At 72.9% G+C, this 11,451-nt stretch carries 9 protein-coding genes; 2 read left to right on the top strand and 7 right to left on the bottom strand.

The window, feature by feature from the left end; genetic code table 11:
• The first annotated feature begins 356 nt into the window (after positions 1-356).
• Together F6X68_RS24475 and F6X68_RS24470 are read left to right on the top strand one after the other, a co-directional pair.
• Positions 357-1,691 (top strand): TrkH family potassium uptake protein, encoded by a 1,335-nt coding sequence (locus F6X68_RS24475; RefSeq protein WP_151456485.1) that lies wholly within the window; start codon positions 357-359, stop codon positions 1,689-1,691.
• Positions 1,681-2,349, top strand: coding sequence for a TrkA family potassium uptake protein (locus tag F6X68_RS24470; RefSeq protein WP_151456484.1), 669 nt, complete (start codon positions 1,681-1,683; stop codon positions 2,347-2,349). The genes F6X68_RS24475 and F6X68_RS24470 overlap by 11 nt, the downstream gene beginning before the upstream one ends.
• An 11-nt stretch (positions 2,350-2,360) precedes the next feature.
• On the opposite strand, the gene F6X68_RS24465 is transcribed toward F6X68_RS24470, so the two are convergent.
• The 7 genes from F6X68_RS24465 to F6X68_RS24435 all read right to left on the bottom strand — a co-directional run bounded on the left by F6X68_RS24465 (position 2,361) and on the right by F6X68_RS24435 (position 11,132).
• Positions 2,361-4,040, bottom strand: a complete 1,680-nt coding sequence (locus F6X68_RS24465) for a serine/threonine-protein kinase (RefSeq protein ID WP_151456483.1) — start codon at positions 4,038-4,040, stop codon at positions 2,361-2,363.
• 70 nt (positions 4,041-4,110) lie between these two features.
• Positions 4,111-5,664, bottom strand: a complete 1,554-nt coding sequence (locus F6X68_RS24460; protein ID WP_151456482.1) for a fused MFS/spermidine synthase — start codon at positions 5,662-5,664, stop codon at positions 4,111-4,113.
• Between the two features lie 36 nt (positions 5,665-5,700).
• Positions 5,701-6,741 (bottom strand): hypothetical protein, encoded by a 1,041-nt coding sequence (locus tag F6X68_RS24455; protein WP_151456486.1) that lies wholly within the window; start codon positions 6,739-6,741, stop codon positions 5,701-5,703.
• A 192-nt stretch (positions 6,742-6,933) separates the two neighbouring features.
• Positions 6,934-7,746 (bottom strand): inositol monophosphatase family protein, encoded by an 813-nt coding sequence (locus tag F6X68_RS24450; RefSeq protein WP_151456481.1) that lies wholly within the window; start codon positions 7,744-7,746, stop codon positions 6,934-6,936.
• Complete coding sequence (locus F6X68_RS24445) at positions 7,739-8,191, bottom strand: response regulator (protein ID WP_151456480.1); 453 nt, start codon at positions 8,189-8,191, stop codon at positions 7,739-7,741. The genes F6X68_RS24450 and F6X68_RS24445 overlap by 8 nt, the downstream gene beginning before the upstream one ends.
• Positions 8,188-9,957: an ATP-binding protein gene (locus tag F6X68_RS24440; protein ID WP_225852396.1), complete on the bottom strand. Its 1,770-nt coding sequence runs from the start codon at positions 9,955-9,957 to the stop codon at positions 8,188-8,190. Before F6X68_RS24440 ends, F6X68_RS24445 begins: the two co-directional genes overlap by 4 nt.
• A complete protein-coding gene (locus tag F6X68_RS24435; protein ID WP_151456478.1) occupies positions 9,954-11,132 on the bottom strand; it encodes a PP2C family protein-serine/threonine phosphatase in 1,179 nt (392 codons plus the stop codon). Before F6X68_RS24435 ends, F6X68_RS24440 begins: the two co-directional genes overlap by 4 nt.
• Positions 11,133-11,451 lie beyond the last annotated feature (319 nt).

The raw sequence follows: 11,451 nt of genomic DNA, 5'->3' as shown, positions 1-11,451 counted from the left end.
TGCGGGGTGTGCCGGGCGGACGGCGCGAAGCAGGCTGGGGGTCCGGCAGGTGCCGTGAAGGGGGCCGCCCCGGCTGGTCTGGCTGACGTTGGCCGAGGACGGCGGCGCATCCCGCTGGTCACCGGCCTGGTGGACGGCCTCGTCCGGCGTGGGCCGCCGCCCCCATGGATGGGGCAGCTCGACAGCGGCTGCGCAGCCCGGCGCGCCTGAATCGTCTACGACATCAGCTCGACAGCCTCGCACAGGAAGGACCCGGCGGGGCGGATGGCGGCAGGGCGGGTGGCGGGGCGTGGTTCGGGCTCGGTCGGGATGCCGGTTTGCACACCCGGATCGCGCCGGAAAAGGAAGATTGTCTGGTGCGCCGGCTTCTTCGTCACCCCGTACGGCTCGTGCCGCTCGGCTTCCTGGTGACGATCCTGGTCGGCACCGGACTGCTGATGCTGCCCTGGGCCACCAGCGAGTACCGGCACACCCCGTTCCTGACCGCCCTCTTCACCGCCACCTCGGCGGTCTCGGTGACCGGAATGGCGGTGGTGGACACCCCGAACTACTGGAACGGGTTCGGGCTCGTGATGATCACCGTGCTCACCCAGGTCGGCGGCCTCGGCATCGTGACCGGTGCGACCCTGGTGATCCTCGTGGTGGCCCGGCGGCTGGGGCTGCGCAGCCGGCTGCTGGTGCAGGCCGAGACCGCCGAGTTCGGCATCGGCGACGTACGCCGGCTGCTGCTGCACATCGCCGGCCTCGCGCTGGCCTGCGAGGCGGTCATCACCGCGATCCTGACCGCCCGGCTGTGGATCACCTACGACTACCCGTTCGGCCGGGCCCTCTGGGGCAGCGTCTTCCACGCCGTCCAGGCCTTCAACAACGGCGGGTTCGCCCTCTACACCGACAGCCTGGTCGCCTTCTCCACCGACGCCTGGGTCACCCTGCCGCTGGCCTTCGGCACGATCATCGGCGGGCTGGGCTTCCCGGCGCTCTTCGAGGCGGCGCGGGAGTGGCGGCACCCGACCCGGTGGGCGGTCGCCACCAAGCTGACCGTCTGGGGCAGCCTGACACTGCTGGTGGTGGGCTTCACCGCCCTGCTGACCATCGAGTGGGCCAACCCGCGCACCCTGGGCATCTACACCTGGCCGGACAAGCTCCTGGTGGCGTTCGCCCAGAACTCGTACATCCGCACCGGCGGTTTCAACGTCCTGGACGTGGATGGCCTGGAGGAGGAGAGCTATCCCCTCTTCATCGCGCTGATGTTCATCGGCGGCGGCAGCGCGAGCACGGCCGGCGGGATCAAGGTGGCGACCTTCTTCCTGCTCGCCTTCGTGATGTGGGCGGAACTGCGGGGAGAGCCGGACGTGACGGTCGGGAAACGCCGGGTGGCGACCGCCAGCCAGCGGCAGGCCATCACCGTCGCCCTGCTCAGCGTCGCGCTGTTGGCCTGCGGCACGGTGCTGCTGATCTTCATCACCGAGGGAGTCCCCTTCCACGCGGCGCTGTTCGAGGTCACGTCGGCGCTCACCACCACCGGACTCAGCGTCGGGATCGCCGCGTCGCTGCCGGAGAACGGCCAGCTCGCCCTGATCATCCTCATGTTCGTCGGCCGGATCGGGCCGCTGACCCTCGGGTCGGCGCTCGCCCTGAACACCCGCCGGCGGCTGTACCGCTACCCGGAGGAGCAACCCGTTGTCGGCTAGGAGGACGGACGAAGGCAGCGTCGTGGTGATCGGACTGGGCCGGTTCGGGTGTCACCTGTCCGGCGCACTGGCCGCGATGAACCACGAGGTGCTGGCCATCGACCGCAACCCGGAGCAGGTGCAGCGGTGGTCGGCGCAGCTCGACCGCGTCGTGCAGGCCGACTCCACCGAGGAGGGGTCGCTGCGCCAGCTCGGCGTGGCGGACTTCGGCCGGGCGGTGGTCGCCATCGGCGCCTCGTTGGAGGCGAGCGTGCTGACGGTGCTGGCGCTGGTCGAGCTGGGCGTACCGCAGATCTGGGCGCGGGCCACCTCGACGAAGCACGCCAAGATCCTGAACTCGGTCGGCGCGCACCACGTGATCTTTCCCGAGGCGGAGACCGGGGAGCGGCTGGCCCACCTCATCGTCAGCAGGATGCTCGACTTCATCGAGTTCGGCGACGACTTCGCCATCGCCAAGGTGTGCGCCCCGGAGGCGATGCTCGGCCGGCCGCTCTCGGAACTGACGCCCACCGGGCGCTACGGCGTACGCGTGGTGGGCGTGAAGCTGCCCGGGGAACGCTTCCGGTACGCCACCGACGCCACCGTGATCGCCCCGGGCAGCATGCTGATCGTCGAGGGGGACATCGAGCAGGTGCAACGGTTCTCGGAGTTCAGCTGACCCCGGCGGGCTCAGTCGTCGTCATCGTCCCTTTCCGTGTCCCTTTCCCTTTCCGTTTCCTGGCTTACTTTTTTTCCACCACCCGCCTTGCCCTTGCCCTTGCCGGAGTTGTCGGACTTGGCCTTGGACCCGCCGGAGTTCCCGGCCGACGTGCCAGCCTTCTTCGGCGGGGCCTTGACGGTGGGCGCCTTGACCGGTGCCTTGGCCGGCGCCTTGGTGGGTGCCACGCTGGGCGCCGCGCCGGCCACCCCGGAGACCTGCGCCCCGCAGGCCTCGTCACCGAGGCGGAACTCCAGCGGCAGCGGGTTGGCCCCGCCGTGGCGGCCGGTCAGCGTGAGTTTCTCGGACGCGCCGGGGGCCAGCGCGGCCCGCTCCGGAGCCGCCTCCACGAGCACCGTGCGCCCCTGCTGGCGCACCGGGACGGGGGTCGCCTTCGTCACGGTCTGCTGGCTGGGGAAGGTGAAGCTCAGCCGCCAGTCGCGCAACTCCCGCATGCCGGTGTTGGTCAGGGTCAGCTCGGCGGCGAAGTCCTTGCCGGAGTCCGTGCGCAGCGCGTACGTGACCCGGCAGGGCGGCGGCGTCTCCGCCCCCATCCGCGCCTCCGTCGGCTGGTCGATGCCGCCGCTGGCGGGGCTGTGCGAGGTCACCCCCCACAGCGCCGCGGTCACCGCCACCAGCCCGGCGGCGGCCACCCCCGCCTCGATCCGCCGGCGCCGGGTCGCCGCGCGCCGGTTGCGCGTACGGGAGAACGGCAGCGCGTCGGTCGCGGCGGACCAGGGCAGGATCGTGGTGCCGGCGGCGGCCAGCGCGGCCTCGTCCACGGGCCCCGATGCGGGGGAGACCGGCACCGGGGCGATCATGCCGGCGGCCTCGGCGAGCGTACGCGTGACCTCGGCGGTGGCGGGCCGGTCGCCCGGGCGCTTGGCCAGGCAGCGGCTCACGAGCTCGCGCACCTCGTCGGGCAGTCCCGGCACCGGCGGCATCGGCTCCGGCTCGTTGTACATGTGGGCGCGCAGCATCTGCGTGGTGGTGCTCGCCTGCCACGGCAGCCGGCCGGTGAGCATCCGGTAGAGCAGCAGGCCGACCGCGTACACGTCGGTGGCCGGGGAGACCTGGCCGTTGTCGAGCCGCTCCGGGGCGAGGTACGCGGGGGTGCCGAGCAGTGCGCCGTCCGGCCCCTTCTCCTTCTCCCCCACCAGCGCGGAGATGCCGAAGTCGACCACCTTCACGCCGGTGGCGGTCAGCATGACGTTGCCCGGGGTGACGTCGCGGTGCACCACGCCACGGGCGTGCGCGGTGGCCAGCGCCGAGGTGACCTCCGCGCCGATCGTCACCGCCTCCCGCCAGGGCAGACTGCCCCGGCGCAGCCGGCCGGTCAGCGACTCCCCGTCGACCAGCTCCATGACGACGTACGGCACGGTCAGGCCGACCTGCTCCGACTCGCCGTAGTCGTAGACGTTGGTGATGTTGGGGTGGCACAGCCGGGCCGCGGCCTGCGCCTCGATCCGGATGCGGTGCCGGAACGCGCGGTCGGCGGCCAGCCGCGACGCGAGCACCTTGACCGCCACCTGCCGGCCCAGCACCTCGTCGTAGCCGCGCCAGACGACGGACATGCCGCCCGCCCCCAGCTGTTCGATCAGCCGGTACCGTTCGCCCAGCAGTTGTGCGCCGTCCCGGATCGGTCCACCCATGAGGGTCGTTGTTGCCCCGGACCGACCCGGCTACACCTGAAGGGTCGGAATCGGTCAGCGATTCACCCGTTCAGGCGGTGGCGAGGAGCTGGTCCACGGGCGCGTAGTCGTCGGTCAGCACCAGCGCCTCGCCGACGAACGCGGTGAGGTCGGCACCCGCCAGCAGGCTGGCGTCCTCCCGCAGCTCGGCCAGCCGGGCGCGGACCGCCTCCAGCGGCAGCGGGGCGTCGGAGGCGACGATGAGGAAGTTCGAGCCCTCCTGACCGGCGAGCGCCGCCGCCGGGGCGATCAGGGCGACGTGCCGGAACTCGGCGGCGACGGTGGCCAGCTCGCTGCGGATGAAGCGCAGCGGCGGGTAGTCGATGACGTTCTGCACGTAGACGCCGCCGGGGCGGGTCACCCGGCGGACCTCGGCGGCCATCTCCCGGGTGGCGAGGTGCCAGGGCACCACCAGGTGCCCGAACGCGTCGCCGACCACGAGGTCGCGGCTGTCGGTGGCCTCCCCCGCGACGAGCAGCCGGGCGTCACCCACGACCGCCCGCAGGTCGGGCCCCTGGCGTACGCCGAGCTGCCGCTCGCCCAGCTCGACCAGCCCGCCGTCGATCTCGAACACGACGTTGTCGGTGCCCGGACGGGTGGCGGTCAGGTAGCGGGGCACGGTGAACCCGCCGCCGCCCAGGTGCAGCGCGTCGAGCCGCTGCCCCTGCGGGGCGACCACGTCGGCCACCGCCCCGATCCACCGGGTGTACGCGTACTCCAGGTGGGTGGGGTCGGCGAGGTCCACGTACGAGTGCTGCGCCGAGTTGAGCAGCAGGGTGCGGCCGGAGTCCCGGCCGGGATCGACCTCCACGCTGGCGCAGTGGTAGGCGGTCTCGATGTCGCACGGGTTCGGGGCGACGGTGGTCAGCCCGGCGCCGACGAGACCGAGCACCGCCAGGGCGGCCTTGGCGCGGGCGGGGCCGGGCAGCTCCGCGCGGTCCTGGCGGCGCAGCCACACCCCGAGGCCGAGCCCGGTGAGCCCGAGCGAGGCCGCCAGGGCGAACAGGATGACCGTGCTGGGCAGCGCGGCCACCAGCACGAAACCGGTGACCAGGGTGGCCGTGACCGCGCCCAGCGTGCCTACGCTGGAGAGCCGGCCGACCACCTGGCCGGTGCGCCGCAGGTCCGCGAGCTGGAGCTTGACGACCAGCGGGGTGACGGCGGCGAGCAGGGCCGCCGGCACGAAAACGGCGAGTGCGACGAGCAGCAGGATGGCCGAGGCCGCCCCGCCGCGCAGCACCTCGCCGGCGTACCGGACGACGGGCAGGGTGACGGCCGTGGCGATGCCGGCCAGCACCAGCGCCGGGGCCAGCATCGCCCTCGGGTTGCGCCGGTCGGCCAGCCAGCCGCCCGTCCACGCGCCGTAGGCGATGGCGGCCAGGGCGATGCCGATGACCGAGCTGGTCACCTGGAGGGTCACCCCGACGTACGGCCCGACCAGCCGCAGCGCGGCGGTCTCCAGCACCAGGACGGCGCCGCTGGAGAAGAAGACCAGGAACGCGGCGAGGCCGTTGGGCAGCGCCCGGGGGGTCGCCGCCGCCGGCTGGGTGGGCGGGACCGTGACGTCGGAGGATGGGGAGCTCACCCGCGCGATGGTACGCAGGAAAACTGGGCCCCCGGGTCAGTACATCGAGAGATGAACATGGTTCGTGTGGTCGGCGGCGGGGCTGCCGCTGCCGCCGTACGCCCGCCAGCCGGTGCCGGGGTGCCAGATCTGCCGGTACCAGATCACGTAGAGCACGCCCAGCCGGCTGGCGTTGCGCACGTGCCAGGCGGCGAGGCTGTCCCCGTACGCCTTGTCCCCGCCGGTGGCGGTCTTGTTCTCGAACCCGCCGGCCGCGGCCGAGAAGTCGCAGGCCCGGCCCTTGGGGTGCTCGCCGGAGGGGCGGTTGTCGAAACAGTTGACGTACCGCTTGTAGCCGGCCGCCTTGGTCTGGTTGAGGGCGTTGAGGGTGCGCGGGGTGATGCAGCCGGAGCTGGTCGGGTCGTTCAGCGAGCAGGACTCCGACGGCCAGGAGCCGTCCGAGTTGCGGGGGGCCGGCTTCGCCGAGGAGGAGCTGCCGCCGCTGAACCCGCCGCTGCTGCCCGAGCTGACCTCCGCGAGCGCCGCCTCGGCCTCCTTCTTCTTCTTCGCCATCACGGCGAGCTGCTTCTGCTGCTCCCGCACCTCGGTGTCGATGGCGATCTTGGCCTGTCGCGCCTGCTCCCGCGCCTCGATCAGGCTGCGCAGCCGCCTGCTGTCGCGCTGGGCCATCAGGTCGAGGCTGGCCGCCCGGTCCAGGAACGCCTCGGGGGAGGCGCTGTTGAGCAGCATCGACGTGGGCGTCAGCCGGCCCAGCCGGTAGGACTGTGCGGCCACCTCGCCGACCTGTGCGGTCAGCTCGACCAGCCGGACCTCCACGGCGCCCAGCTGCCCGGCCAGCTGCTTCTGCCGGACCTTGGAGTTCTCCAGCTTCCCCTTGGCCTCGATGTGCGCCTTGGCGGTGGCTTCCAGGGCGTCCCGGAGCTTCTTGGTGCCGCCCTCGTTGGGCTCCGCGTACGCCGGCACGGCGCCGACGCCGAAGAGCAGCGTGACGGCGACGAGCAGGGCGGTCAGCGGACGGCGGGCACGTCGCCCGGCCGACAGGGCGGTCAGCGGGCGACCGTGACGCCCGACGGGCATGGTCCTGCGCACGAAAGCATCCTTCCGTCGGCCGCCGGCCCCGGATGACAACACGGCGCGGCGGCGGCCCCCGCCGGGCGCCGGTCGGCGGCCTGCTGGCGGAGACCGGCGGTCAGGATACCGGACGGAGCACGCCGGGCCAGGCCCGCGAACGCCCGGACCGTCGGACGTCCACGCAGGGTCGCAGCGACGTCACGCGCCGTCGAGCAGAGCCTCACGCACGTCCACCCAGATCTGCTCGCTCGCGGCGACCAGGAGGCCGTGGCCGTCGTCCCCCGGGCGGTAGTCGGTGCCGTCGAAGCGCCGCGCGACCCCGCCCGCCGCCCGGACCAGCAGGGCGCCCGGGGCGTGGTCCCACGGCAGGGTGCGCCAGAAGAGCACGAAGTCCTGGTCCCCGGTCAGCACGTCCAGGTACTCCCGGCCGGCGCAGTGCTGGCCGGGCAGCATCTCGCCCAGCCGCGCGCCGCCCGCCTCGACCAGCGCGCGCGGCGCGGCCGGCAGCGCGTGCGACATCGCGGCGCCGCGCACCGCGTCGAGCGCGGGCGCCCGGTCGCCGGTCCGCACCGGCCGGCCGTCGAGCCAGGTGCCCTCGCCGGCCCGCGCGACGGCCAGCGTCCCGGCGAGCGGGTCGAGCACCCACGCGGCGACGGGATCCCCGTCGGTCAGCAGCGCCACCATCAGCGCGAACGGCTGCCGGCCGGCGGCGAAGTTCGAGGTGCCGTCGACCGGGTCGACGAGCCACACGTCGCCGGAGGCGCGCAGGTGCTCCAGCAGGGCCGGGTCGTCGGCGACCGCCTCCTCGCCCACCACCACCGAGCCGGGGCGCAGCCGGCGCAGGGCCGCCGAGATCACCTCCTCGGCGCGGCGGTCTGCCACGGTGACGAGGTCGCCCGGCGCCTTCTCGCTCACGTCGGCCTCGTCGAGCTTGCGGAACAGCGGAAGCACGACCTGGTCGGCGGTCTCGCGCAGCAGACCACCGACGTCGTCGAGCAGGGTGTCAGCCACGCGGCGGCAGCTTCACCACGCTGACGAAGAACTCGTCGATCTGCCGGACCACCGAGATGAAGCGCTCGAAGTCCACCGGCTTCGTCACGTACGCGTTGGCGTGCAGCTGGTAGCTGCGCAGGATGTCCTCGTCGGCCTGGGAGGTCGTCAGCACCACCACCGGGATCCGGCAGAGCTGCTCGTCGGACTTGATCTCCTCCAGCACCTCCCGGCCGTCGCGGCGCGGCAGGTTCAGGTCGAGCAGGATCAGGTCCGGCTGCACCACGTCGGCGTACTGGCCCTCCCGCCGCAGGTAGGCGAGCGCCTCGGCGCCGTCGGAGACGACGGTCAGCCGGTTGCGGAGCTTGTGCTCCTCGAACGCCTCCTGGGTCATCAACACGTCACCCGGATCGTCCTCGACCAGCAGGACCTCGATCGGGCTCTTGCCGTCCGCCGGCGCGGTCATCCCACCGTCTCCCTCATGTCACCCGTTCTACCGCCTTCCGGTGCCCGGCCGGGCCCGTCCGTGGTCTCCGACTCGTCGGCGCGCCGGTCGGCCTGCGCCGGGGCGCCGCCCGTGCCGGCCCCGGCGGCGGGCTCGTCGCCGTCCCCGGGCGTCCCGTCGCCGTCCCCGGCCACGCCGTCCCCGGTCGCCGGCTCGGCTGCGGACGCGGCGGCCGCCTCGACGTCCTCGGGGAGCGCCGGGAGGGTGAAGCGGATCGCCGTGCCCTCCTCGGTGCCCGTGTCCACCCAGACCCGACCGCCGTGGTACTCCACGATCTTCTTGACGATCGCCAGCCCGATCCCGGTGCCCGGGTACGCGTCCTTCGCGTGCAGCCGCTGGAAGATGACGAAGATCTTGTCGGCGAACTCCGGCTCGATCCCGATGCCGTTGTCCTGGCAGCTGATCTCCCACTCGTCGCCCACGAGACGGGCCGAGACGTGCACCTTCGGGGGCACGTCGGGGCGGCGGAACTTGACCGAGTTGCTGACCAGGTTGGCCAGCAGGTTCGTCAGCAGCGGCTCCTCGCCACGGATGACGGGCAGCTCGCCCCAGGTCAGCTCCGCGTCGGCGTACTGCCGGGCCGCCTCGGTCTGGCCGGCCACGTCGCCCATGATCTTGTTCATGTCGACCTCGGTGAAGCCGGTGGTGAGCCGGCCGATCCGGGAGAAGGCGAGCAGGTCGTTGATCAGACGCTGCATCCGCTGCGCGCCGTCGACCGCGAACGCGATGTACTGGTCGGCCCGCTCGTCCAACTGCCCCGCGTAGCGGCGCTGGAGGAGCTGGCAGAAGCTGGCCACCTTGCGCAGCGGCTCCTGGAGGTCGTGCGAGGCGACGTACGCGAACTGCTCCAGGTCACGGTTGGAGCGGGTGAGTTCCTCGGCCTGCTTCTGGAGCTGGCTGTTGACCCACTCGATCCGCTCCCGGGCCTCCCGTACCTCGGCCAGGTCCTTGGCGATCTTGCGCCGCATGGCGTCCACGTCCTCGGCGAGCCGGAGGAACTCGGGCGGACCGGCGCCGGCGATCCCGTGCTGGTAGTCGCCCTCGGCCACCTCGCGGACCTGGTCGGCGAGGCCGGTCAGCGGGCGGATCACCATCTTGTCCAGGGAGACCAGCAGCATGCTGCCGGCGATGATCACCACCGCGAGGGCGGCGATCAGCAGGACGACCAGCAGGTTGCTCGTCCGCAGGACGTCCTCGGCACTGCGCTGCCGGGCCTCGAAGATCTCCTGCTGGAGATGGTCGACGGCGCCGCGTACGTCGTCGAACTGCTCCCGCGCCTGGTCGGTGATGAGCGCCTGCCCCGCGGTCGTGCCGTTCTGCTGCGTCGTGGTGACCACCGGCACCGCCACCGCCTGGCGCCACGCCTCGGCCCGTTCCTCGACCAGCCGGATCTCCTGCCGAAGCTCCGGATAGTCGTCGACCAGCCGCTGCATCGAGGCGACCAGGTCCTGCTCGCGCTTCCGGCCCGCCTCGTACGGCGTCAGGTCCGCCGGGTTGCCGCTGACCGCGTAGCCGCGGACCGCCGTCTCCTGGTCCAGCAACGCGTTCAGCAGCTCCTGCGCCTGCACCCGCAGCGGGCCGGTCTTGTACAGGATCGCGTCGATGTGCGTCCGGTTCTTCGCCGCCAGCGCCACCTCGCCGCCGGCCAGCCCGATCAGCAGGACCGCGACGACGGTGAGCAGCGTGACGACCCGCCGGCGCAGGGTCCAGTCGCCGACGCGCGTCACCTGCCACCGCCCCGGCTGACCAGGAGCATGGCGACGTCGTCGGCGAACGGACCGCCGTTGAGCTGCTCGGCTCGCCCGACCAGCCAGGCCGGCAGCTCCGACAGCGGCACGGCGAGGGTCGCCGGATCGGCGAGCAGTCCGCTGAGGCCCGGCACGTCGAGGCGCTCGTCGCCCTCGCCGATCCGGCCCTCGATGAGGCCGTCGGTGTACATCAACAGGGACCAGTCATCGGTGTCGAACTCCAGGTCGTAGGCCACGGGCCGGCGGGGTCGTACGCCGAGCAGCAGGCCGCCGGGTGCCGGAACCGGCACCACCTTGCCCCCGGCGAGCAGCAGCGGCGGCGGGTGCCCGGCCAGCCGGACGGTGGCCCGGTTGGCGTCGAGGTCCAGCCGCACGGTCGCGACGGTCGCGAAGATCTCCTGGAGCCGGCGCTCGCTCATCAGCACCTGTTCAAGCGCCGGGAGCACCTCGTCGTCGGGCACACCGGCGAGGATCAGCGCCCGCCAGGCGACCCGGAGCTCGACGCCGAGGGCCGCCTCGTCCACGCCGTGCCCGCAGACGTCGCCGACGATCAGGTCGAGCCGGTCGGGCCGGGTCTGCACCACGTCGTAGAAGTCACCGCCGATCAGGGCGGCGTGCCGGCCGGGCCGGTAGAAGGTGTGCACCGCGACGACGTCGGTGGTCATCAGCGGCTGGGGCAGCAGGCCCCGTTCGAGGCGGGCGGACTCGGCCTGGCGCAACTCGACCTCGCGCAGCCGCCGGGCGTTCTCGTCGGCCCGCTTGCGCTCCACCGCGTAGCGCAGCGCCCGGGTCAGCAGCACCCCGTCGACCTGGCCCTTGACCAGGTAGTCCTGGGCGCCCTCGGCGACGGCGACGATGCCGAGGTGCTCGTCGGAGCGGCCGGTCAGCACGCAGACGGCGGCGCCACTGGCCATCTCCAGCACCTGACGCAGCCCGTCGAGGCCCTGCGCGTCGGGCAGGCCCAGGTCGAGCAGGACGCAGTCGACGCCCATCACGCGCTGCCGGGCCTCGCTGAGGCTGGTCGCCACCAGCAGGTCGATCATCGAGTTGGTCTCGGCGAGCAGCTCACCGACCAGGAAGGCGTCGCCCTCGTCGTCCTCCACCAGCAGCACCCGCAGCCGCTCGCCGGGAGGCAGGTTGGGATGACGTCCCATGCCGCCGTGCGGATACGGCACGACGGAGGAACCGGCCATGCCGGTCCCCCGGTGCGGCCGGGTCACCGCCGCGAGACGCGGGAGATCGCTGGTGATGTCGGGCTCCTTCCGAGTGCCCTGCTGATCCTGTATTAGACAACGTTCGCACACAACACGACGGGCTCCGCATGCGCGGGCATGGGTCGGATCACTGTGCGGCGAGGGGCAAAGCGGGCGTCCGCGCTCCCCCGGCCCGCACCGGGAGTCCCGCTGACGGCCGCCGGGGTGCAGGATGGTGCCCACCTGAGACCCGTCCCGAGGAGACCCCGTGGGCGCACCC

The sequence above is a fragment of the Micromonospora sp. AMSO12t genome, assembly GCF_008806585.1.
Classification (GTDB): domain Bacteria; phylum Actinomycetota; class Actinomycetes; order Mycobacteriales; family Micromonosporaceae; genus Micromonospora; species Micromonospora reichwaldensis.
This window is presented reverse-complemented; position numbering and strand designations above follow the sequence as displayed.